Below are 22,835 nucleotides of genomic sequence, written 5' to 3' on the forward strand. Positions count from 1 at the left end.
TGCGGCAACCGCACCCGGGCGACCTCGCTCAGCGCCCCGTGACGGTGGCGATCAGCGCGTCGGCGTCCTCGACCGCGTCGCCGGCCCAGGCGACGTACTGGTCGGGCCGCACGAGCACCAGGTCCGCGCCGTAGGCGGCCCGGACGTCGGCGCCGACGTCGACGACGGAGAGCGGGACGCCGGCGTCCTTCGCCGCCGCCACCAGCTCGTCGCCGCCGTGCCCGGCGCGCAGCAGCACGAACCCGCCGCCGGTCAGGTGGTCGAACAGGTCGACGTCCGCGCCCTCCGGCTGGGCGGCGAGGTGGTGGCCGGGCCGGGCCCGGGTCTCGTGCCGGCCCAGGGCGCTGGGCGTGCCGCCGCCGGCCCCGGCCACGACCGGCGAGCCCTCGTAGTTCGGCTCGAACGCGTCGACCTCCTCGGGGGAGCCCGACGCCCGCTCCTCCCAGGCGGCCTCGAAGGCCGCGAGGTCCCGCTGGGGATCGTGGGCGGCGAGGAAGTCCCGGTCGACCTCGATCGACTTGTTGATGAAGTCGTCGCGGGTCGAGGCGAAGACCGGCCGTCGTTCGGCGTCGTAGGAGTCCAGCAGGTCGGCGCCCGCCCAGCCCTCCAGGGCCGCGCCGAGCTTCCACGCGAGGTTCGCGGCGTCCTCGAACCCGGTGTTGATGCCGAAGCCGCCGTACGGGGGGTGGCTGTGCGCGGCGTCGCCGGCGATGAACAGCCGGCCCGCGCGGTACCGGTCGGCGAGGGCGAAGCGCAGGTCCCAGAAGCCGACGTGCTGGAACTCGACGTCGAACTCCGCCCCGACCGTGCCGAACAGCAGGGGGCGGAAGTCGGTGTTCGCGTCGGTGGTCTCCCGGTCGACCGGCGCGTGGAAGAACCAGGTCTCCCGGGCGTCGACCCGGCCCAGGAACTGCCAGTAGCCCTCGAGCTCGGGGTTGAGCACGTTGAAGTACGACCGGCCCCGGTAGCGTTCGAGCAGGTCGTCGAGCTGCCGGGAGCGGAAGACCAGCAGCACCATCAGCTGGTCGTGGTCCGAGCGGGTCTGCGGGATCCCGGCCGCCTCGCGGACGACCGACCGGGCGCCGTCGCAGCCCACCGCGTACTCGGCCTCGACCTCGAGGACCCCGCCGGAACCGTCGGTGGCCCGGACGCGGACGCCGCCGTCGTCCTGGGTGACCTCCTCGGCCTTCCAGCCGTGGTGCAGGGAGACGGCCGGGACCTCCGCGACGCGGGCGCGCAACGCCGCCTCGGTGGCGTACTGGGGGAGGCGCTCGTTGTCGGCCGCGTAGAAGCGGCGGACCGCGGCCCGGCGGTGCCAGTCGTAGGCGTACGGGCCCAGCAGCGAGCCGTAGGCCGTCATGCCGCCGATGCCGTACTCCGTGGGGATGCGCCGGCCCGCGCGGACGCGGTCCTCGACGCCCCAGGCCCGCATGTGCTCCATGGTCCGCTGGGTCAGGTTCTGGCCCTTCGGCACCTGCTGCGGCTCCGGGCGGCGTTCGATCACGGCGCACCGGATGCCGCGCTGCCCCAGGGCGATGGCCAGGCCCGTCCCGACCGGCCCGCCGCCGACGATGGCGACCTGCGTCTGCACGGTCTGCGCGGTCGTCCGACTCTGCTCCTGGTCGGATCCCGCGCCCCGGTCCGCTCCTCGTTCGCCGGCGCTCACTGCGATGCTCCCGTGGGCTGTCATCCGACGACGACCTCGTCGAGGTCGACCGGCGCGTCGATCAGGCCGTAGCTGACCATCCGGTCCTGGATGAGCTCCACCGACTCCCGGTCGGTGGCGCCCTGCCAGGTGTTGATCCGCACCTGCGCGGCGAGTTCGGGGGAGATGTCGCTGATCTCGGGCAGGGCGGCGCGGAAGGCCTCCGGGTCCTCGCGGATGTCGTCGGCGGTCGCCTGCACACCCTCGAGGAAGGCCTCGGCCACCTCGGGCTCCTCCTGCACCGCCTGGGCGCTCATCACGTAGGTGCCGATCTGCAGGCCCGGCCGCAGCTCGGAGTACGGGTGACCGATGATCTTCATGCCCTGCTGCTCGGCCGAGGTGAGGAACGGCTCGATGACCACGGCGGCGGCCACGTCACCACCGAGCACCGCCGGCGCCATGTCGGGGAAGGGCAGCTCGACGAACTCCACGCTGTCGGGGGCCAGCCCGGCGTCCTCCAGCATCGCGCCGACGACGACGTCGTTGATGTTGCGCAGCGTGTTCACCGCGATCCGCTGCCCCGCCAGCTGGGAGATGTCGGTGACCGGGCTGTCGGGGGCGACCATGAGGGCGGAGAAGTCCTGCTCGGTCTCCTCTGAGGTGCTGGTGCCGCCGGCGACCATGCGCAGCGGCAGGCCCTGCTCGGCGGCGACGAGGACCGACACCACGTTGGAGCCGGCGACGTCGAGGTCGCCCTGGACCAGCTGCGGGATGACGGTGGCGCCGCCGGTGGAGGCGCTGACCTCGAGCTCCAGGCCGGCGTCCTCGAAGTGCCCCTGCTGGACCCCGTAGGTCAGGAAGTTCAGCGGGGCGCCGGCGGTGTCGGCGACGGTGATCGTGGTGAGCCCGCCCTCCTCGGGGGTCGAGGAGGCGGCGTCGTCCCCGCCGCCGCAGGAGGCGACGAGCAGGGTGACGCCGGTGAGGGCGGCGACGGTGGTGCGGCGGTGCAGCATCGGACGGGGTTCTCCTCTCGGCGGACCGCGGCCCACGACGCTGTGACGCGGCCCACGACCCGAGGAGAAACGCTAACCGACGTCCCGCCATGCGGACCACTTCTCACCGATCATTCCGCCATGTCGAACGGGCGGGAGGCCGCCGCTCAGTCCGGAGCGGCCAGAGTGGCCACGAAGGCCGCACTCAGTGCAGGTAGCCGCCGCCGTCGCAGACGATGGTCTGGCCGGTGACCATGCGGGCGTCGGGGCCGCAGAGGAAGGACACCAGGCCGGCGAGGTCCTCCGGCTGGACCCGCCGCCGGATGGCCTGCTGGGCCATCGTGCGGTCGAAGTCCTCCTCGGAGTTGTACTGCTCGGTCCCCGGGGTGGCGACCTGCCCGGGCATGACCGCGTTGACGGTGACGCCGTGCGGCCCCAGCTCCTTGGCCAGCACCCGCGTCATGCCGAGGACGGCGCCCTTGCTGGCCACGTAGGCCAGCTGTCCCGGGCTGCCGGTGAAGAACGTCCGCGAGGCGACGTTGACCACGCAGCCGCGGTCGCCGGCGACCAGGTACGGGTGGGCGGCCTGGGTGGCCAGCGCGTAGCCGACGGCGTTGACCGTCAGGTACCGCAGCAGCTCCTCCTTGCCCGACTCCAGGTAGGGGCGGCGCGGTGAGATGAGCCCGGCGTTGTTCACCAGGACGTCGATGCCCCCGGCCGCCCCCGCGACGGTCTCCATGGCCGACTGCAGCTGGTCGGGCTCGGTGACGTCGCAGCGGATCCAGTCGGTCGGTGCGTCGTCGCCGGGCTCGACGACGTCCAGCACGGTGACCGCGTGCCCGTCGGCGTGCAGCCGCTCGGCGAGCGCGCGGCCGATGCCGCGCGCCCCGCCGGTGACGACGGCGGTGGTCAGTCGTCCCACTGCACGCGGAGCGGCAGGGCCTGCGGCCCGCGGTTGACGAAGCTCGGCAGGTAGTCGACGGCGTCGGCGTCGACGGCCGGCTCGATCCGGCGGGTGCTGCCGAGCAGCGTCTCCAGCGCCACCCGGCTCTCCAGCCGGGCGAGGATGTTGCCCAGGCAGGAGTGCACGCCCTTGCCGAAGGCCAGGTGGGCAGACGGCGCGCGGCGGGCGAGGTCGAGCTCGTCGGGCCGCTCGACCAGGGCCGCGTCACGGTTGCCCGAGCCGTACATGACCTGCACCCGCGAGCCGGCCGGGATCGGCACCCCGCCGACCTCGGTGTCGCGCGTGGTGATGCGGAACAGCCCCTGGATCGGCGACTCCAGCCGCAGCGACTCCTCGATGAAGTACGACAGCCGCGACGGGTCGGTGCGCAGCCGGTCGGCGAGCTCGGGGTCGCGGGCCAGCAGCACCATGCTGTTGCCGAGGTGGTCGGTCGTGGTCACGTTGCCGGCGATCAGCAGCTCCATGACGAACCGCGTGGAGTCGTGCCGGGGCAGCCCGGCGGTGCGCTCGGCGGCGGCGATGGTGTGGAGGATCGTGTCCTCCTCCTCGGCGGCCGCGGCGGCCTCCAGTGAGGGGGCGAGCAGGGCCGCGAACTCCTCGGCGATGCGCACGATGTCGGCCGGGTCGGCGGCGTGGTTGCCGACGGTGGCGGCGAGCTCCTCCGACAGGCGGCGGAAGGAGGCGGTCTCCTCGCCCGGGACGCCGAGCACGGTGGTGATGACCGCGATCGGCAGCGGGACGGCGAACTCCTCCATGAACTCGACCTCGGTGCGCCCGCGCATCGCCTCGACCAGGTCGGTGCACAGCTCCCGGATGCGCGGCTCGAACTTCGCCAGCCGGCTCGGGGTGAAGGCGCGCTGCACGAGCTTGCGGCGCTCGGAGTGCACCGGCTCGTCCGACAGCAGCAGGAAGGGCACCCGCTTGGCCATCTCGCTGTCCGGCGGGATCGGGGGCGCGCCGATGGCGTTGAGGGAGCTGAACGTCGTGTGGTCGCGCAGCACGGCGTCGATGTCCTCGGCGCGGGTCACCAGGTAGGCGTTGGCCGCCTCGACGAAGGTGACCCCCTGCTTGCGCAGCTCCGCGTAGGCGGGGAACGGGCACCGCAGCGCCTCCGGCTCCAGCTTCGCGGCGGCGTCGATGAGCATGCGCGTTCCCCTTCCTCGGCCGGGCCGCGGTGCCCGGCGCTCGGGTTCGACCCGGGTTCGGCCCGGTACCGGCCCGCGGGGCGCGCCGACGGCGCCGGCCCAGCGGGCGGACGGGTGGAGGCTGGCACCCCGGTTGCCTCTCGTCAAGGAAGCGCATCAGGTCGCCGTCGTCCCCCGATCGGGCGACAGGGGACTCTCCGCCACTGCGCTGACCAGCGCTTATGTGTTCAGAGCCCGTGTTCTGCCGTCCCGGGAAGAGACGCCAGGTCTTGCGCCTGACGGAAACGTTTGTCAGATCGTTGACGGTGACCAGCGTCACGCATACGTTGCCGCTTGCCCCCGCCGCGCCCGGCGGCCGTGGCAGAGGACGACGCGGAGGAGCGAGATGACTGACCAGGTGGCCGCCCTCGAGGCGCGGATCGCGGAACTGGAGAACCGGCTCACCCGGGCCGAGGACATCGAGGCGATCCGGCGGCTGCAGTACACGTACGGCTACTACCTCGACAAGACCTACTACGAGGAGGTCGTCGAGCTCTTCGCCGACGAGGGCGCCGAGGTGCGCTTCCTGCACGGCGTGTTCCGCGGCAAGGAGGGCGTCGCGCGCCTGTACACCGGCCGCTTCATGACGAAGTTCGCCGAGGGGCACAACGGCCCGCGCTACGGCCGGCTGCTCGACCACCCGCAGATGCAGGGGATCATCACGCTCTCCGAGGACGGCCGGTCGGCCAAGGCCCGGTTCCGCTCGGTCATGCAGGCCGGCACCCACGAGACCGTGCCCGGCTTCCGCCAGTGGTTCGAGGGCGGCATCTACGAGAACGAGTACGTCAAGCAGGACGGCGAGTGGCGGATCAAGCTGCTCAACCTGCGGTCGTTCTGGCAGGGCGACTTCGACAAGGGCTGGGCGCGCTGCCCCGTCGAGTACGAGGGCTACCTGACCGAGACCTACCCGGCCGACCCGCACGGTCCCGACGAGATCGTCGACGACTGGAAGATGTTCCCCCACGCCGAGGCGATGCCGTTCCACTACGAGCACCCGGTGACCGGCAAGCAGGTCGCGTACTGACCTCGGTGCCGGCCGGCCGCCCTCCCGGCGGCCGGCCGGCACGTGCCCGGAACCCCTTCCCGCCCGGCGACGCCGGGCCCCCTCGACCCCTCAAGGAGCGTTGATGGCCACCATCGTCGGGGCGATCGGCACCTCGCACAGCCCGATGCTGCTCACGAACCCGCGCCTGTGGCGGGAGCGGGCCGCCCAGGACCGCACCAACAAGGAGCTCTACGACAACGCCGGCCGGCACGTCACCTTCGACGAGCTGTCCGCCGCGGTGGGGGACCGGTTCGCCGCCGAGCTCACCGACGAGGTGTGGGAGCAGCGCTACACCGCCTGCCTGCAGGGCATGGACCGGCTGGCCGCCGACCTCGCCGAGCTGCGGCCGGACGTGCTCGTGGTCGTCGGTGACGACCAGGAGGAGGTCTTCGACGCGACCAACCAGCCGTCGATGGCGATCTTCTGGGGTGACACCTGGGAGACCGGCACGATGGAGGGCGCCCCGCCCGGGGAGTTCTTCGAGGCGGTCAAGACCGGCTACGCGATGGACGCCGTCCACAAGTTCGACGGGCACCCGCAGCTGGCCCTCGACGCGATCACCGGCCTGGTCGCCCGCGAGTTCGACGTCGCCAGCGTCGCCAGCACCCCGCCCGGCCACGGCTTCGGGCACGCCTACGGCTTCATCATCCAGCGGCTGCTGGGCGAGCGGACCGACGTCCCCGTCGTCCCGGTCATGCTGAACACCTACTACCCGCCGAACCAGCCCTCGGCCAAGCGCTGCCACGCCTTCGGAACGGCGTTGCGGGAAGCGATCGAGGCCTCCCCGGTGGAGGCGCGCGTGGTGCTGGTCGCCTCCGGCGGGCTGTCCCACTTCGTCGTCGACGAGCAGCTGGACCGCCGCGTCCTCGACGGCATCACCAACCGGGACGCCGAGCAGCTGCGCACCATCCCCGACGAGCTGCTCAACGCCGGCTCCTCGGAGATCCGCAACTGGGTGGCCGTCGCCGGCGCCATGCACGACCGCGAGGTCGCGTGGTCGGAGTACGCCCCGTGCTACCGCACGGCGGCGGGCACCGGCTGCGGCATGGGCTTCCTGCGCTGGCAGTGACGCGATGACCGGTGCGACCGCCGCCGCGGCGGCTCCGCGGTACGGCCAGGACGACGTCCCGCTCCTGCGGGTGGAGGACGTCAGCGTCCGCTTCGGCGGCGTGGTGGCCCTCGACGGCCTGTCCTTCGACGTCCCCAAGGGCAGCATCTGCGGCCTGATCGGCCCCAACGGCGCCGGCAAGACGACGATGTTCAACGTCGTCAGCCGGGTCTACGAGGCCAGCTCGGGTCAGGTGCTGCTCGACGGCATCGACCTGCTCCGGCTGCCGGCCCACCGGATCGCCGAGGTGGGCGTGGCCCGCACGTTCCAGAACATCGCGCTGTTCCCGACCATGACGGTGCTGGACAACATCGCCGTCGGGGCGCACTCGCGGGGCCGCGGCGGCTGGATCCGGTCCGCGTTCCGGATCGGCACCCGGCGCACCGACTCCGCGGCGCGGACCGAGGCGATGGCCCTGCTCGAGCGGCTGGACCTCGCCCACCTCGCGCTGCGGCCGGTGGCCGGGCTGCCCTTCGGCACGATGAAGCGGATCGAGCTGGCCCGCGCCATGGCCGCGCGGCCCAAGCTGCTGCTGCTCGACGAGCCGGCCAACGGCCTGACCCACTCCGAGGTCGACGAGCTCGGTGCGGTCATCCGCGGGCTGCGCGACGACTTCGGGCTGTCGGTGCTGCTGGTCGAGCACCACATGAAGATGGTCATGGGCATCAGCGACCGGGTCACCGTCCTCGACTTCGGACGGCGGATCGCCGACGGCACCCCCGCCCAGGTGCAGCGTGACCCCGCGGTCATCGAGGCCTACCTCGGTGGCGACGGCTCCGCGGAGGAGGCGGGTCGTGGCTGAGCCGCTGCTCCAGCTGTCCGGCGTCCACGCCTCCTACGGGGAGGCGGAGGTGCTGCGCGGCATCGACCTGCAGGTGGGCGACGGCGAGGTCGTCGTCCTGCTCGGCGCCAACGGCGCGGGCAAGACGACCACGCTGCGCTCCATCTGCGGCATGGTCGGCACCCGCGGCTCGGTCCGTCTCGGCGGCACCGAGCTCACCGGGAAGCCGACCGAGTGGATCGTGCGCCAGGGCATCTCGCACGTGCCCCAGGGCCGCGGCGTCTTCGGCGTCCTCTCGGTCGAGGAGAACCTGCGCGTCGGTGCCTGGAACCGCAAGGACACCAAGGGCATCGAGGCCGACATCGACCGCTGGTACGACGTCTTCCCCCGGCTGGCCGAGCGGCGCACGCAGCTGGCCGGCGGGATGAGCGGCGGCGAGCAGCAGATGCTCGCCATCGCGCGCGGGCTGATGGCGCGCCCGCGGCTGCTGCTGCTGGACGAGCCGTCGCTGGGCCTGGCCCAGATCATCACGCGCGGGCTGTTCGCCCAGCTCGAGGAGATCAACCGCGAGGAGTCCGTGGCGATGCTCATCGTCGAGCAGAACGCCGAGCTCGCGCTCTCCTTCGCCACCCGTGGCTACGTGCTCGAGTCCGGCTCGATCGTGCTGTCCGGCAGCGCCGACGAGGTCCGCGGCAACGAGGACATGCGCCGCGCCTACCTGGGCTACTGAGGAGGTCCCGACGTGTCACCGAACATCGACAACCCGTCCTACCTGCTCACCCTGCTCACCGGCGGGCTGACCAACGGCGCCCTCTACGCGCTGGTGGCCCTGGCGATCGTGCTGGTCTACAAGACGACCAGCCACATCAACCTGGCCCAGGGCGAGATGGCCACCCTCGGCGCCTTCGCCGTCTTCGAGCTCACCCGGCACGGGGTCAACGTGTGGGTGGCGATCGCGCTGGCGCTGGTGCTCTCGTTCGGCGTCGGCGCGGGCCTGGAGCGGGGGCTGATCCGGCCGCTGGAGCGCCGGGGCATCTTCCCCGTCATCCTCGCGACGCTGGCCCTGTTCCTCATCATCAACGCCGGCGTGGCCATCATCTGGGGGACGACGCCGGTGGCCCCGCCGCGGCCGTTCCCCGGCGGCATCGAGGACAAGGTCGACGTCATCGGCGGCGCCCCGCCGTTCTTCATCACCCACGTGTCGATCGGCGTGCTCGCCGTCCTGGTGGTCCTCCTGCTCGGCCTCTGGCTGCTGCTCGAGAAGACCAAGCTGGGCCTGGGCTACCGGGCGGTGGCGGCCAACCGCGAGGCCGCGGAGGTCATGGGCATCCCGGTCGGGCGGATGTACATGTTCGGCTGGGGGATCGCCGCGGCGCTGGGCACCCTGGCCGCCGCGCTGGTCGCCGAGACCGCCGGCGCGCTCGACTTCAACTCGATGGGCGCGATCCTCATCTTCGGCCTGGCCGCGGCCACCCTGGGCGGCTTCGACAGCGTCCCGGGCGCGGCGGTCGGCGGGCTCGTGCTCGGCCTGGTCATGGCGTTCGTGCCGGGCCTGTTCACCGTCATCGAGGGCGACCTGAGCCTGGTCATCGCGCTGCTGGTGGTCCTCGTCGTCCTCCTCGTCCGGCCGCAGGGGCTGTTCGGGACCAAGACCCTGGAGCGGGTGTGAGTTCGCCGCGCGTCGTCCTCGAGGGCTCACGGGCCCACCGGATCTGGCAGGGCGCCGGCCTGCTGCTGGCCGTGCTGGTCGTCCTGGCGCTGCCGCTGCTGGCCGGCGACTTCCGGATCGGCCAGTTCAGCCTGGTCATCGCCTACGCGGTGGCGGTGCTGGGGCTGAACCTGGTCACCGGCTTCACCGGCCAGGTCTCCCTCGGCCACGGTGCCTTCTTCGGCATCGGCGCCTACACGACGGCGATCCTGGTGACCGACCACGGCTGGGCCTGGGCGGCGACCGTGCCGGTGGCCGCCCTGCTCGGCCTGGCGCTGGGCTTCGTCGTCGGCGTGCCGGCGCTGCGGCTGCACGGGCTCTACCTCGCGGTCATCACCCTCGCCGTCGGCGTCGCCTTCCCGGTGGTGGTCAGCCAGCCGGTCGGCATCGCGCTGGGCACCGGCGGCGTCGCGGGCAAGCCGGTGCGGATCGGCTGGGACAAGCCCGGCTGGTTCGGCCTGGACGTCTCCGACCGCGGCTGGATGTTCCTCGTCATGGCCGCCGTCGCCGGCGTGCTGTTCTGGCTGGCCACCGGGCTGGTCCGCAGCCGGATCGGCCGGGCCATGGTGGCGCTGCGGGACAACGGCACGGCCGCGGCGATCTCCGGGGTCTGGCCCGCGGAGGTCAAGACGGTGGCGTTCGCCGTCAGCGCGCTGTTCGGCGCGCTCGGCGGCTCGCTCTACCTGCTCACCACGCCGATCGTCAGCCCCACCACGGTCGGGTTCACCATCACGCTGCTGTTCATCACCGCGATGGTGCTCGGCGGTGCCGCGACGGTCTCCGGCGCCTGGCTCGGCGGCCTGGCGATGGTCTTCCTGCCGTACTACACCGCCGAGTGGGCCGGGCAGATCCCGCTGCTGCGCAGCCTCACCGACCAGCCGGGCCTGTTCGCCAACGTGATCTACGGCGTGGTCCTCATCGTCTTCATCTACTTCGTCCCGTCCGGGCTCGTGCCGCTGCTCACCCGGCTGCGCACCCGGTACCTCCTCATCGTCCCGCCGGAGGCGGCCGCGGTCGCCGTCCCGGGGGTGGCCGTCCCCCGGACGGCGACCGGACGGCGGCAGCCCGGCAGCGACACCACGCCGGGCGCGCCCGACGGAGGACTGGCCGGCCCCACCCCGGCCATCGGCGGGCACCTGTCGCCCGCCGGCGAGCACGACCCGTCCCACGACCCCGGGCAGCCCGCCCGGGGCCTCACCCCCGCCCGTGGCGCCAGCCAGGAGGAGAGAACTCGATGACGAGAAGGTCCCGTTCGATGGCGGTGGCCAGTGCCGGCCTGCTGCTGCTCGGCCTGGCCGCCTGCGGCGACAGCCGCAGCGAGGGCAACGCCGGCGGCGGCGGCGGTGGGGAGACCAACGCCGAGGGCCAGTTCGTCGTGGACACCGCTGCCTGCCCCGAGGACGCCACGACCGAGCTCGCCGACGGCGAGCCGATCCGCATCGGCACCAGCCAGCCGCTCAGCGGCCCGCTGGCCTCAGGCGGCGCGGCCAACGTCGCCGGCATCACCGCCTACTTCGACAAGGTGAACAAGGCCGGCGGCATCGACGGCCACCAGCTGGAGCTGGTCGCCAAGGACGACGCGTACGACGCCGCTCGGGCGGTGTCCAACGCGCAGTCCTTCGTCGGCGAGGACCCGGTGTTCGCCAACCTGGCCCAGGTCGGTACCCCTCAGATCAGCGCGACGCAGCCGATCTACGAGGCCGCCTGCGTGCCGCAGCTGTGGACGATCACCACCGGCCCGGCGTTCACCAACCCGTCGGAGCACGAGTGGACCGTCAACGGCATCCCGCCGGCGCCGGTGGAGGCGAAGGCGATCGTCGACTACATCGCCGAGCAGGTCCCCGGTGGCTCGGTCGCCGAGATCAAGGGCTCGGACGCGCTGAGCGAGGACTTCCACGCCGCGCTCCCGCGCCTGGCCGAGGACGCCGGGCTGACCGTGCAGCCGGACCAGACCATCCCGGCCGGCTCGACGAACATCGACGCGCAGATCTCCGCCGCCGTCGCCGGCCAGCCCGACGCGATCGTGCTCGAGGCGCTGCCCAACTACGCCCCCGGCTTCATCACCGGCCTGGCGCGGGCCGGCTACGAGGGCCTGATCGTGCTCAACTCCTCGGCCAACGGCGCCGCGCAGTGGATCACGCCGTCCGACCCGGCCGGTGAGGGCGTCGTCGCCCCGCTGTTCCGCAAGGACCCGTCCGACACCCGCTGGGACTCCGACCCCGCCATGCAGGAGTACCTGGCCGACATGGAGGCCGCCGGCCAGCAGGACCTCGCCCGGTTCGGCAACGCCCTCGACGGCTACGGCTGGGCCCAGCTGCTCGTCGCGAACCTCGAGGACGCCGCGGAGATGGAGGGCGGCCTGACCCGGGCCAACCTGATGAGCGCCGCGTGGAACACCGACCTGGAGCGGCCGCTCATGCTCCACCCGCAGGCCACCACCAGCGGTCCGGAGGACCCGTTCATCGCCGAGTCCGGCGAGATGGCCTCCTACTCCACGGCCACCAAGGGCTGGGAGTCGCAGATGGACTGGGACTACTCCGGCACCAGCGGGGACCTCGTCGGTCAGGGCTGACCGACACCCCCTGACGGGGCCGTCGCCGGACTCCTCTCCGGCGGCGGCCCCGTCGTCGTCCCGCCCCCGGCTCTCGTCGCGCTCCTCCTCAGGGCGCGGGCGCGAGGTCCTCGCGCTCCAGGGCCTCGCGGTCGGACTCCAGGACGTCGGCCGCGGCCACGACGATGTTCGGGTCCGGCCGGCCCACCACGGACTCGTCCTTCCCCTCGTAGGGCAGGGCGTACAGCACGTACCGCAGCGCCTCGAGCCGGGCCCGCTTCTTGTCGTTGCTCTTGATGACCGTCCACGGTGCGTGGTCGGTGTCGGTGACGGCGAACATCGCCTCCTTGGCCGACGTGTAGTCGTCCCACCGGTCGAGGGAGGCCAGGTCGGTGGGGGAGAGCTTCCACTGCCGCACGGGGTCGATGCGCCGCACGATGAACCGGGTGCGCTGCTCGCGCCGGGACACCGAGAACCAGAACTTGACCAGGTGGATGCCGCTGTCGACCAGCATCCGCTCGAACTCCGGGGCCTGGCGCATGAACCGCTGGTACTGCTCGTCGGTGCAGTAGCCCATGACCCGCTCGACTCCGGCGCGGTTGTACCAGGAGCGGTCGAACAGCACGATCTCGCCGGCGGCCGGGAGGTGCTGCACGTAGCGCTGGAAGTACCACTGCGTCTGCTCGCGCTCCGAGGGCTTGTCGAGCGCGACCACCGTGGCGCCGCGAGGGTTGAGGTGCTCGGTGAACCGCTTGATCGTGCCGCCCTTGCCGGCCGCGTCCCGGCCCTCGAACAGGACGACCACCTGCTGGCCGGTGTCCTTCACCCAGCCCTGCAGCCGCAGCAGCTGGATCTGCAGCCGGCGCTTCTCCTGCTCGTACTCCCGCCGCGGCAGCCGCTCGGCGTAGGGGTAGCCCTCGCGCCAGGTCTCGACGAGCTTGCCGTCGGGGCCGAACAGCAGGCCGTCGTCGTCCCAGTCCTCGTCGGTGTCGTCGTCGGGGAGGGCCTGCAGCCGGTACCGGGAGACGTCGATCTCGCTCACGGTCGCTCCGTACCCGGTTCCGGGCCGGTCCCATGCCCCGCTGCCATGCTGACCGGCGTGTCCGACCCCTTCGCCACCGCCGGGCTCCGGCGGCGGGTGCTCGCCGCCTGGACCGACGCCCCGGCCCGCTTCCGCGAGGACGCCAACGCCGAGGAGGACCTCGTCCGGGGCGGCTACCGCGACCGGCTGGTCGTCGAGCTCGCCCAGAACGCCGCCGACGCCGCGCTGCGGGCCGGCGTCCCCGGCCGGCTGCGGCTGGAGTTCACCGACGACGGCGCGGGCGGGGAGGTGCTGCGGGCGGCGAACACCGGGGCGCCGCTGGACGCCGCCGGGGTGGCCGGGCTGGCGTCGCTGCGGGCCTCGGCCAAGCGGGACGAGCCGGTGACCGTCGGTCACTTCGGGGTGGGCTTCGCCGCCGTGCTGGCCGTGTCCGACGAGCCGCGGGTGCACTCGACGTCCGGCGGGGTCGCGTTCAGCGCCGCCCGCACCCGGGCCGAGGTGGCCGGGGTCCCCGCGCTGGTCGAGGAGGTGGCCCGCCGCGAGGGCGGGGTGCCGGTGCTGCGACTGCCCTGGCCGGCGGACGGCGCCCCGCCGGAGGGCTTCGCCACCGAGGTGGTGCTGCCGCTGCGGGCCGGGTCGCGGGCCGCCGTCCGCACCGCCCTGGACGAGCTCGGCCCGGACCTGCTCCTCGCCCTGCCCGGCCTGGCGGCCGTCGACGTCGTCGTCGACGGCGCGACCCGCGCCCTCGCCCTGACCGACCGCGGCACCGAGGTCGACCTCGCCGACGGCGGTGCGACGACGACCTGGCGGCTGGTGCGGCGGTCGGGCGAGCTCCCGGCGGAGCTGCTCGCCGACCGGCCGGTGGAGGAGCGCGGCCGCCGCGGCTACACGGTCACCTGGGCGGTGCCGGTGGACGGCGACGGCCGGCCGGTGCCGCTGCCCCTGCCGCAGCGGGTGCACGGGCCCACGCCCAGCGACGAGCCGCTCACCCTCCCCGCCCGGCTGATCGCCCCCTTCCCGCTGGGCCCCGACCGGCGGCACGTGCTCCCCGGGCCGGTCACCGACGCCCTCGTCGACGCCGCCGCCGACGCCTACGCCGAGCTGCTCGCCGGCCTGCCGCCGGACGCCGCGGTGCTCGCGCTGGTGCCCCGCGTCGGGCTGGCCGGCGCCGAGCTGGACGCCGCCCTGGGCACCGCGGTCCTCGACCGGCTGCGGTCGGTCGCGTGGCTGCCGGTGGCCGGGCGGGAGCGCGACCGGCAGCCGCCCGACCGCGCCGCGGTGCTGACCGAGGCGACCGACGCCCGGGTGGCCGCGCTCGCCGACGTCGTCCCGGGGCTGCTGCCGGCCGCCTGGTCGCGCCGCACCGACGCCCCGGCGCTGGCGGCCCTGGGCGTGCGGCGGGTCGGGACGGCGGAGGCGGTGGAGGCGGTCCGCGGCGTCGGGCGGCCGGCCGCGTGGTGGGCACAGCTGTACGTCGCGCTGGACGGCGCCGAGCGCGAGGAGCTGGCCGCCCTGCCGGTGCCGCTCGCCGACGGCCGCACGGCGCACGGTCCGGCGGGGGTGCTCCTGCCCGATGCCGGGCTGCCGGTGGCGCAGCTGGGCCCGCTCGGCCTGCGGGTCGCCGACCCGGACGCGGTGGCCCCGGCGACCGCCCGGCGGCTGCTGGAACGGCTGGGCGCCCGGCCCGCGACAGCCGCGGGCGTGCTCGCCGACCCGGAGGTGCGCGCCGCGGTCGAGGCGTCGGTGGACGCGGTGGAGGACGGGTGGGACACCGACGCCGACCCGGCCGCGTTCGCCACCGCGGTGCTGGCGCTGGTCGCGGCGGCCGGCACCGCGCCGGGTGAGCTGCCGTGGCTGGCCGAGCTCGCCCTGCCCGACGCCGACGGCGGGTGGGCGCCGGCGGGGGAGCTGGTGCTGCCCGGCTCGCCGTTCGCCGCCGTCCTGGAGCCCGGTGCCCTGGGTGCGCTCGCCCCCTCGGGAAGCGCCGACCCCGCCGTCCTGCGGGCGGTCGGCGTGCTGGACGGCTTCGCGCTCGTCTCCGCCGAGGACCCCGACGACCTCGACGTCGACGGCGCCCGGGACTGGGCCGACGCCGCCCTGGACCGGCTCCCGGCCGAGGCGCCGTTGCCGTCGTGGCCGCCGGTGACCGCCGTCCGCGACCTGGAGCTGGTCGCCGACTGGCCCCGGGCGCTGCGGCTGCTGGCCGCGCTGCCGGCCGCGGCCTGGGCCGACGTCGTGCTCGACGGGGTCGCGGTGCCCGGCTACCTGCGCTGGTGGCTGTCCACCCACCCCGTGCTCGACGGGCGGCGTCCGGACCGGGTGCGGCACCCGGACAGCACGGAGTTGCAGGGACTGTACGAACCCGCACAGGCCGACGCGGCCGTGCTGGACCTGCTGCGACCGCCGGCGACCGTGGCCGACGTGCTCGCCGACGTCGACGGCGCTCTCGACCTCCTCGACCGGCTCGGCGACCCGCGGCGGACGGTGCCCGCCGCGGTCCTGCGCACCGTCCACGCCCGCCTGGCGCAGGCGCTGGACGGCGTGGACGTCGACCCGCCGGACCGGGTGCGCGTGGCGCCGGACCGGGTCGTGCCAGCCGGCGACGCCGTCGTGCTGGACGCGCCCTGGCTGCAGCCGCTGGTCGACGGGGCGCTGGTCCCGGCCGGCGGCGCGCCGGGGGCCGTGGCCGACCTGCTGGACCTCCCGCTGGCCGGTGAGGTGGTGCGCGCGGCGGTGGAGAGCACCCCGGTGCGCCGGCTGGCCTGGGCGGACGTGCCGGGGGCCGCGCTGGCCGCGGCCCGACTCGGCCTCGGCGGGCCGGGCGGTCTGGACGGCGTGGTCGCCGTCCACGAGCCGTTGCGGGTCGGCGGCCGGGCGGTGCCGTGGTGGCCGGGGGCGGAGGTCGACCACGTGGACGGGACGCCGGCCGCGCTGGGCCGGGCGCTGGCGTGGCGGGCCGGCGCGTGGCCGCTGCGGCAGGCGCTGGCCGAGGCGTTCGCGGAGCCCGACCGCGCCGGGGAACTGGCCGCGGAGGACGGCGTCGCACCCTGACCGCAGCGACCCGAGCGGCCCGCTTGCAGGGTCCCACCGCGAGCCTGCGAGCGGTGGGGGGCAAGGGGTCCTTCAGGAGCCCCAGCGCGGGACGGCCATCGCCCCGGGTGCGTGACCGTGCGCGGACGACGGCCGGCCCCCACCGCGCACGGCCGGCGCGCCGGCGGCCGGCGCGTGCCGGGTGCCGGCCCAGCAGCGGTACAGGGACAGCCACTGCCCGGCGGTGAGGCCGGCGGCCCGGGCGGTCGGGGGCAGCCCCTCCTGGTGCAGCCAGCGGATGCCGGCCGGGCCGGGCAGCTGGGCGCGGAGGGTGGCCCCGAGTGCGGCGCCCGGCAGGGCGAGGACGGCGGAGGCGAGGCGGTCGAACGCGGCGGCCTCGGTCTCCGGGAGCTGGGCGCGGGCGGTGGCCGCCGCGCCGTCGAGGGGTCGGTGCGGGCGTGACAAGGCAGACCTCCGGAGGAGGGCGGGGCCGCCACCGGGCAGGCGGCAGCCGGCTGCAGGGGGAGGGTGCCCGCGGACGGCGGGCGGACGGCGGGGAGCCGGTGGCTCGACCCGCGGTGCGTGTCGCTCGGGGCGAGGTCAGGACCGCATGCGGAGGACGGTAGGACGGGGACGCAGGGGCCGTCGAGCGGATTACGGAGCCGTCGACGCGAGCCGGCTCAGCGGGAGGAGCGGCCGGCCTTCCGCTGCTGGTGGGCCTCCCACCGGGCGCGGTCGCGGGCGCGCGCGTCGGCGTTCTTCTCCCGCTGGGCCGCGCGGCGGCGGGCGCGCGCCAGTTCGCGCTCCTCGAAGGTGGGGTGGCTGTCCCAGTCCGCGGACAGCAGCGCGACCACCCAGCCGCACAGGCCGAGGATGGCGATGAAGGCGGCGAGCACCGGATCCAGGAGGAAGAAGGCCGCCACCGTGACGACCGCCCAGACCCCGCCCCAGACCATCAACCGCCTCGACACGACGTCCAGTATCCCCGCACCGGCACCGCCGGTGATCGCCCGCCTGCGGCACGGTCTTGCTTCTGGGCGTCGTGGTCCCTACGGTCAGTGGAGCGGTTCAACAGTCAGCCGTGGCTCAGTGCCGGACTCCGCGCCGCACCCCGGCTGATCCTCCCGGGGTTCTCCGTACGGGTTCGCTCTCCCGCGAGAGGCGTAACCGTGACCGCTACCTCCCTCCCTCCGACCGGCGACCTCGTCACCATCGACGTCGCCCGGTCCGCGACCTCCGTCCGCCTCGCCGTCAGCGGTGAGGTCGACTCCTCCACCGCGCCCGCGCTCCGGGACGCCGTCGACGACGCCTTCGCCGCCGGCGCCGGCGAGATCGTCGTCGACCTCGACGCGGTGACCTTCCTCGACTCCGCCGGCCTGTGCGTGCTGGCCGGTGCCCACCGACGGGGCGAGGAGGACGGCGTCCGGCTGCGGGTGCTCGCCTCCGGCCGGGCGGTCATCCGCCCCCTGCAGATCACCGGTCTGTGGGAGCTGCTGGCCGTCGAGCAGGTCCAGCCGGGGGCCGGCAGCGCCGCCTGAGCGGCCCCTCTCCCGTGCTCTCGTCCTCCGGTCGGGGGACACAGGTCACCTGACGGCCACGCCGGGCGTGATGTGTGCGCTTTCCGCCCGCGGTCCCCCTACAGTGACCGGCCATGTGCTCCAGATCACACTGCGGCATGCCGACGACCGTCGGGGAGCCCGCGCTCCGATGCTGACCATCGACTCCCTCCGGGTCACGTACGGCGGCGCCGTCCAGGCGGTCCGCGGGATCTCCATGGAGGTGCCCGACGGGGCCGTCGTCGCGGTCCTGGGCAGCAACGGCGCCGGCAAGAGCACGCTGCTGCGCACCATCTCGGGCACCCTGCGGCTGCACCGCGGCCGGGTCGACGAGGGCACGGTGCGCTTCGACGACGCCGACGTCACCCACCGGGACGCCGCGCAGATCGTGCGCCGCGGGATCGTCCAGGTCCCGGAGGGACGGCGGATCTTCGGCCGGCTCACCGTCGAGGAGAACCTCCGCGCCGGGGGGATGGGCAACCGGGACCGCGCCGCCAAGGCCGCGGCGCACGCCCGGGTGCACGACCTGTTCCCGGTGCTGCGCGAGCGCAGCTCCCAGCGGGCCGGTCTGCTCTCCGGCGGGGAGCAGCAGATGCTCGCCATCGGCCGGGCGCTCATGGCCAGCCCGAAGCTGCTGCTGCTCGACGAGCCCTCGCTGGGTCTGGCGCCCCGGATCATCGGCCAGATCGGCGAGGTCGTCGCCGAGATCAACCGGCAGGGGACGGCGGTGCTGCTGGTCGAGCAGAACGCCACGATGGCCCTCGGCGTGGCCGATCGGGCCTACGTGCTCGACGTCGGCCGGGTCTCCCTCTCCGGGGCCGCGGCGGACCTCGCCCGGACCGACGAGGTGCAGCGGCTCTACCTGGGCCACGGCAGCGCCGAGACGGGACCGCGGCCCGAGCGGGCCCCCCGCCGCACCCTCTCCCGGTGGACCGCGTGACCGCGGCGGGCACCGACGGGACGCAGACGCGGTCCGACGTCCCGCCGGTGGAGGTCTCGCACGTCAGCGTCCGCTTCGGCGCGATCCGGGCGCTCAACGACGTGTCCTTCACCGTCGCCCCGGGGGCGATCCACGCGATCATCGGCCCGAACGGGGCCGGCAAGTCGACGCTGTTCAACGTGCTGTCGGGGGTCTACAAGGCCGCCGAGGGCGAGGTCCGGTTCGGGGACGCGCGGCTGGACCTGATGCGGCCGTTCCAGATCGCCGGCGTCGGCGTGGCCCGGGCCTTCCAGAACATCGCCCTCTCCGGCGCCCAGACCGTCGCCGAGAACCTCATGCTGGGCCGCCACCACCTCACCAAGGCCGGGTTCCTCTCCTCGGGGCTGCGGCTGCCGCGGGCCACGCGCGAGGGCCGGCGGCACGGGGAGCGGATCCGCGAGATCGCCGAGTTCCTCGACCTCGGCGGCAAGCTGCACACCCCGGTGGGCGTGCTGTCCTACGGCGACCAGAAGCGGGTGGAGGTCGCCCGGGCGCTGTGCATCGAGCCGCGCCTGCTCCTGCTCGACGAGCCGGTCGCCGGCATGAACGCGGAGGAGACCGCCCGGATGGGCGAGGCCATCCGGGAGATCCGCTCGGCGCTGGGCATCTCGGTGGTCCTCGTCGAGCACGACATGGGGATGGTCATGTCGCTGGCCGACCGGGTCACGGTGCTCGACTTCGGCCGCCGCATCGCCGACGGCACCCCCGCCGAGGTGCAGTCCGACCCGGAGGTCATCCGCGCGTACCTGGGCTCCGGCGACGAGGACAGCCCCTCCGACGCGGTCGCCCGCCAGTCCACCGAGGCCCCGGGGAGCCAGCCGTGAACCAGTTCCTGTCCCTGTTGCTCAACGGCATCTCGCTGGGCGCCATCTACGCGTTGATCGCGCTCGGCTTCGTGATCATCTTCAAGGCCAGCGAGGTCGTCAGCTTCACGCAGGGTTCGCTGCTGCTGCTGGGCGCCTACACGATGGCGCGGCTGTCCGGTCCGCTCGGCTTCCCGCTCGCCGTCCTGACCGGGATCGTGGTGACCGCGCTGGCCGCGCTGATCATCGAGCGGCTGGTCATCAACCAGCTCCGGGGCGCGCCGGTCATCAGCCTGGCGATCGTCACCATCGGCGTCGACATCATCCTGCTGACCGAGCTCATCCGGCGGATCGGCCCCGACATCCTCAACGTGCCGCACCCGTGGGGCGGGGAGTCGGTCCGGATCCTCGGGATCGGCATCAGCCAGAACCGGCTCATCGCGATGGTCGTCGCCGGGCTGCTGATCGTCGTGTTCTTCGTGGCGAACAAGTACTCCAGCTGGGGCGTGGCGATGCGCGCCTCGGCCGAGGACGGCGAGGCGGCGGCCCTCATGGGCATCCGGCAGGGGCGGGTGTCCGCGCTGGCCTGGGTCGTCGCCGGCGTCCTCGCCGCGGTCGCCGCGCTGTTCCTGGTCGGCGCCCCGACCCCCGGCGTCAGCGCGGCCGCCTACACCGTGGCCCTGCGGGCCTTCCCGGCGGCGATCCTCGGGGGACTGGACTCGACCGGTGGCGCGCTGGTGGGCGGGCTGCTGATCGGGCTGGCCGAGTCCTTCGCCGCGGGCTACCAGGACCAGCTGCTCTTCCTGGGCCGCGGGTTCGGTGAGGTCGTGCCCTACGTCGTGATGATCGCCGTCCTGCTGGTCCGGCCGTCGGGGCTCTTCGGCACGAAGGAGCTGACCCGTGTCTGAGCAGACGATCCCGGCCGTCCGGGGCAGGGCGGGCCGCGACGCCGCCGGCCCGCCCGCCGCCCGGCGACGCTCGCTGCTGCGGCCGCTCCTGCTGGCCGCCGGCCTGGTGGTCCTGCTGGTCCTCCCGCTGTACGTGGAGGAGTTCTGGCTGCGCACCGGCTTCGCGGTGTTCGGGGCGGCGGTCGGGGCGATCGGGCTCAACCTGCTCGTCGGCACCACCGGGCAGCTGTCGCTCGCGCACGCTTTCTTCCTCGCGATCGGGGCGGTCAGCTACGTCTACGTCTCCGGGGAGTCCGGCGGCCTGGGCACCCGGGCCGGGCTGCAGGGGCTCGGGCTGCCGCCGATCATCGGCATGGTCGTCGGCGTGCTCCTGGCCGGTCTCGCCGGGCTGCTGTTCAGCCCGATCGCGGCCCGGCTCCGGGGCATCTACCTCGGCGTCGCCTCGCTGGGGCTGGTCTTCATCGGCACCCACCTGCTCAACACCTGGACGCCGGTGACCGGGGGGTTCAACGGCCGCTCGGCGCCGGAGTTCTCGCTGTTCGGGTTCACCTTCGGCAACTCCGACCCGCTGCTGTTCGTCCTCGGCGTCCCGTTCCGCGAGGCCGAGCGGCTCTGGTACCTCGGCCTGGTCCTGGCGCTGGCCGCGTACGTGTTCGCCCGCAACCTGCTGCGCAGCCGGCCGGGCCGCGCGCTGCAGACGCTGCGGGACAGCGAGGTCGCCGCCTCGGTGATGGGCGTCAACGTCCAGGCGTACAAGGCCCGGGTCTTCCTGGTGAGCTCCATGTACGGCGGGCTGGCCGGCGTCATGTACGCGCTGTCGATCGGCAGCATCGCGCCCGAGTCGTTCACGCTGGTCGTCTCGATCCAGTACCTCGCCATGATCGTCCTGGGCGGGCTGGGCTCGGTGGGCGGCGCGGTGCTGGGCGCCCTGTTCGTCACCGCGCTGCCGCTGGCGTTCCAGCAGTACGCCGACGTCCTGCCCCTGGTGAGCGGCGCCGGCGAGGGCGGGCTGTCGGCCAGCCTCGCGGCCCGCTACCTCTACGGCGCCGCGATCATCCTCGTCGTCATCTTCGAGCCGGCCGGCCTCGCCGGGATCGCCCACCGCTTCCGCCGCCGGGGCCGCGATCCCGGCGGCGGAGAACGTCCGGGCCCGTCACCGGGCCCGGACGGCAGTCCCACCAGCCCCGCCCCATCCGATCCACCGGCACGAGGGAGCAGCACCACATGAGAGCAGGGAAGAACGTTCGCGGGGCGGCGGTCCTGGCCGCCGCCGTGGTCGTGACCGCCGCCGGCTGCAGCACGAAGGCACCGGACAGCGGGAGCGGTGGCGGCGGCGGCGAGGCGGGGGACGTCGCGACCGACATCGGGATCGAGGGCACCACGATCCGGCTCGGCGTCCTCACGGACCTGACCGGCGTCTTCGCGGCGCTCGGCACCGACATCACCAACGCCAACACGCTGTACTGGCAGGACCACCAGGTCTGCGACACCTACGACGTCGAGCTGGACGTCCAGGACACCGGCTACGTCCCCCAGAACGGCGTCCAGCTCTACAGCGGGATGAAGGACGGCATCCTCGCGATGCAGCAGACGATCGGCTCGCCGATCAACACCGCGCTGGCCCCGGAGTACGAGGCCGACCAGATCGTGAACTTCCCGTCCGCATGGGGCCGGACGCTCACCGAGATCCCCGGCACCGGCGTCATGGGCGCCACCTACGACGTGGAGATCGCCAACGGGTACGACTACCTCTTCGAGCAGGGCCTGCTCCAGGACGGCGCCACCGTCGGGCACATCTACTTCGAGGGCGAGTACGGGGAGAACGGCCTGGCCGGCAGCGAGGCGGTGGCCGAGGCGCGCAACCTGACGATCATCCCGGCGCAGATCAAGGCCACCGACCAGGACATGACCGCCCAGATCACCCAGTTCGCGGCGGCAGGGGTCGACGCCATCGCGCTGACCGTCGCACCGGCGCAGACCGCGTCCGCGGCGGCGGTGGCCGCGGCGCAGGGCCTCAACGTGCCGATCCTCGGCAGCAACCCGGTCTTCGCCCCCGGTCTGCTGCAGGGGCCGGCCGCGCAGGCGCTCAAGGACAACCTCTACGTCGCCTCGCCGATCTCCGCGTGGGACCAGCACCCCGCCGAGCTCGAGCAGTACCAGGCCGCCTACCCGGAGGCGACCAACCCCAGCCTCGGGGCGCTGCTCGGCCTGGGCATGGCCACGGCGATGAACGAGGTGCTCGACGCGGCCTGCGAGAGCGGCGACCTGACCCGCGAGGGCGTGCTCACCGCGTTCAACGAGCTGGAGGAGGTCGACACGGGGGGCCTCATCGTGCCGATCACGGGCTTCGAGCTGGGGGTGTCGCCCAGCACCCAGAGCTACATCCTCCGGCCGGCCGACGTCCCCGGCGGCGCCACCGTCGTCCAGGAGGCGTTCGAGGGGGAGTTCGCGGCCCAGTTGGCCGGCTGACCGTGCCCTGACCCCGCACGCGCACGCGGCGGCCGGTCCCTCGAAGCGACGAGGGGCCGGCCGCCGTCGG

The 22,835-nt window shown here is 74.1% G+C and carries 21 protein-coding genes; 14 read left to right on the forward strand and 7 right to left on the reverse strand.

What is annotated here, in order from left to right:
* Positions 1-28: 28 nt before the first annotated feature.
* The 4 genes from ACI78Q_RS15900 to ACI78Q_RS15915 all read right to left on the reverse strand — a co-directional run bounded on the left by ACI78Q_RS15900 (position 29) and on the right by ACI78Q_RS15915 (position 4,746).
* Positions 29-1,690 carry an FAD-dependent monooxygenase gene (locus ACI78Q_RS15900; protein ID WP_456924378.1) on the reverse strand — a complete coding sequence of 554 codons (1,662 nt, stop codon included), beginning with the start codon at positions 1,688-1,690 and terminating at the stop codon, positions 29-31.
* Positions 1,687-2,658 (reverse strand): ABC transporter substrate-binding protein, encoded by a 972-nt coding sequence (locus ACI78Q_RS15905; RefSeq protein WP_456924379.1) that lies wholly within the window; start codon positions 2,656-2,658, stop codon positions 1,687-1,689. The genes ACI78Q_RS15900 and ACI78Q_RS15905 overlap by 4 nt, the downstream gene beginning before the upstream one ends.
* Before the next feature lie 184 nt (positions 2,659-2,842).
* Complete coding sequence (locus ACI78Q_RS15910) at positions 2,843-3,559, reverse strand: SDR family NAD(P)-dependent oxidoreductase (protein WP_456924380.1); 717 nt, start codon at positions 3,557-3,559, stop codon at positions 2,843-2,845.
* Entirely contained in the window at positions 3,547-4,746 is a 1,200-nt protein-coding gene (locus ACI78Q_RS15915; RefSeq protein WP_456924381.1) for a cytochrome P450, read from the reverse strand. The genes ACI78Q_RS15910 and ACI78Q_RS15915 overlap by 13 nt, the downstream gene beginning before the upstream one ends.
* Positions 4,747-5,131: 385 nt before the next feature.
* On the opposite strand from ACI78Q_RS15915, the gene ACI78Q_RS15920 reads away from it, so the two are divergent.
* The 7 genes from ACI78Q_RS15920 (at position 5,132) to ACI78Q_RS15950 (ending at position 11,999) form a co-directional block, all read left to right on the forward strand.
* Positions 5,132-5,809: a nuclear transport factor 2 family protein gene (locus ACI78Q_RS15920; RefSeq protein ID WP_456924382.1), complete on the forward strand. Its 678-nt coding sequence runs from the start codon at positions 5,132-5,134 to the stop codon at positions 5,807-5,809.
* 103 nt (positions 5,810-5,912) lie between these two features.
* Entirely contained in the window at positions 5,913-6,899 is a 987-nt protein-coding gene (locus ACI78Q_RS15925) for a DODA-type extradiol aromatic ring-opening family dioxygenase (RefSeq protein ID WP_456924383.1), read from the forward strand.
* A gap of 4 nt (positions 6,900-6,903) precedes the next feature.
* The gene (locus tag ACI78Q_RS15930) at positions 6,904-7,740 is read left to right on the forward strand and encodes an ABC transporter ATP-binding protein (RefSeq protein ID WP_456924384.1); all 837 of its coding nucleotides are present in this window, start codon (positions 6,904-6,906) and stop codon (positions 7,738-7,740) included.
* Entirely contained in the window at positions 7,733-8,449 is a 717-nt protein-coding gene (locus tag ACI78Q_RS15935) for an ABC transporter ATP-binding protein (RefSeq protein WP_456924385.1), read from the forward strand. The genes ACI78Q_RS15930 and ACI78Q_RS15935 overlap by 8 nt, the downstream gene beginning before the upstream one ends.
* Positions 8,450-8,461: 12 nt before the next feature.
* Positions 8,462-9,388, forward strand: a complete 927-nt coding sequence (locus ACI78Q_RS15940; RefSeq protein ID WP_456924386.1) for a branched-chain amino acid ABC transporter permease — start codon at positions 8,462-8,464, stop codon at positions 9,386-9,388.
* Complete coding sequence (locus ACI78Q_RS15945; protein WP_456924387.1) at positions 9,385-10,665, forward strand: branched-chain amino acid ABC transporter permease; 1,281 nt, start codon at positions 9,385-9,387, stop codon at positions 10,663-10,665. Before ACI78Q_RS15940 ends, ACI78Q_RS15945 begins: the two co-directional genes overlap by 4 nt.
* The gene (locus tag ACI78Q_RS15950) at positions 10,662-11,999 is read left to right on the forward strand and encodes an ABC transporter substrate-binding protein (protein ID WP_456924388.1); all 1,338 of its coding nucleotides are present in this window, start codon (positions 10,662-10,664) and stop codon (positions 11,997-11,999) included. Before ACI78Q_RS15945 ends, ACI78Q_RS15950 begins: the two co-directional genes overlap by 4 nt.
* Before the next feature lie 88 nt (positions 12,000-12,087).
* Here ACI78Q_RS15950 and ppk2 read toward each other — a convergent pair whose 3' ends face one another.
* Entirely contained in the window at positions 12,088-13,020 is a 933-nt protein-coding gene (ppk2, locus tag ACI78Q_RS15955; RefSeq protein ID WP_456924389.1) for a polyphosphate kinase 2, read from the reverse strand.
* A gap of 57 nt (positions 13,021-13,077) precedes the next feature.
* Here ppk2 and ACI78Q_RS15960 point away from each other — a divergent pair, with 57 nt between their 5' ends.
* Complete coding sequence (locus tag ACI78Q_RS15960) at positions 13,078-16,071, forward strand: sacsin N-terminal ATP-binding-like domain-containing protein (RefSeq protein ID WP_456924390.1); 2,994 nt, start codon at positions 13,078-13,080, stop codon at positions 16,069-16,071.
* A gap of 72 nt (positions 16,072-16,143) precedes the next feature.
* On the opposite strand, the gene ACI78Q_RS15965 is transcribed toward ACI78Q_RS15960, so the two are convergent.
* The gene (locus tag ACI78Q_RS15965; RefSeq protein ID WP_456924391.1) at positions 16,144-16,515 is read right to left on the reverse strand and encodes a hypothetical protein; all 372 of its coding nucleotides are present in this window, start codon (positions 16,513-16,515) and stop codon (positions 16,144-16,146) included.
* Positions 16,516-16,730: 215 nt separating this feature from the next.
* The gene (locus tag ACI78Q_RS15970) at positions 16,731-17,021 is read right to left on the reverse strand and encodes a hypothetical protein (RefSeq protein ID WP_456924392.1); all 291 of its coding nucleotides are present in this window, start codon (positions 17,019-17,021) and stop codon (positions 16,731-16,733) included.
* 198 nt (positions 17,022-17,219) lie between these two features.
* Between ACI78Q_RS15970 and ACI78Q_RS15975 the strand changes: the two genes are divergently transcribed.
* The 6 genes from ACI78Q_RS15975 to ACI78Q_RS16000 all read left to right on the forward strand — a co-directional run bounded on the left by ACI78Q_RS15975 (position 17,220) and on the right by ACI78Q_RS16000 (position 22,765).
* On the forward strand, positions 17,220-17,588 hold the full coding sequence (locus ACI78Q_RS15975) for an STAS domain-containing protein (protein WP_456924393.1): 369 nt from the start codon (positions 17,220-17,222) through the stop codon (positions 17,586-17,588).
* A gap of 169 nt (positions 17,589-17,757) precedes the next feature.
* Complete coding sequence (locus ACI78Q_RS15980; RefSeq protein ID WP_456924394.1) at positions 17,758-18,546, forward strand: ABC transporter ATP-binding protein; 789 nt, start codon at positions 17,758-17,760, stop codon at positions 18,544-18,546.
* Positions 18,534-19,409, forward strand: a complete 876-nt coding sequence (locus tag ACI78Q_RS15985; protein WP_456924395.1) for an ABC transporter ATP-binding protein — start codon at positions 18,534-18,536, stop codon at positions 19,407-19,409. Before ACI78Q_RS15980 ends, ACI78Q_RS15985 begins: the two co-directional genes overlap by 13 nt.
* Entirely contained in the window at positions 19,406-20,296 is an 891-nt protein-coding gene (locus ACI78Q_RS15990) for a branched-chain amino acid ABC transporter permease (protein ID WP_456924396.1), read from the forward strand. The genes ACI78Q_RS15985 and ACI78Q_RS15990 overlap by 4 nt, the downstream gene beginning before the upstream one ends.
* Positions 20,289-21,524, forward strand: coding sequence for a branched-chain amino acid ABC transporter permease (locus ACI78Q_RS15995; protein ID WP_456924397.1), 1,236 nt, complete (start codon positions 20,289-20,291; stop codon positions 21,522-21,524). Before ACI78Q_RS15990 ends, ACI78Q_RS15995 begins: the two co-directional genes overlap by 8 nt.
* Entirely contained in the window at positions 21,521-22,765 is a 1,245-nt protein-coding gene (locus tag ACI78Q_RS16000; protein ID WP_456924398.1) for an ABC transporter substrate-binding protein, read from the forward strand. The genes ACI78Q_RS15995 and ACI78Q_RS16000 overlap by 4 nt, the downstream gene beginning before the upstream one ends.
* Positions 22,766-22,835: the final 70 nt, after the last annotated feature.

This window comes from Geodermatophilus sp. SYSU D00705, assembly GCF_054050135.1.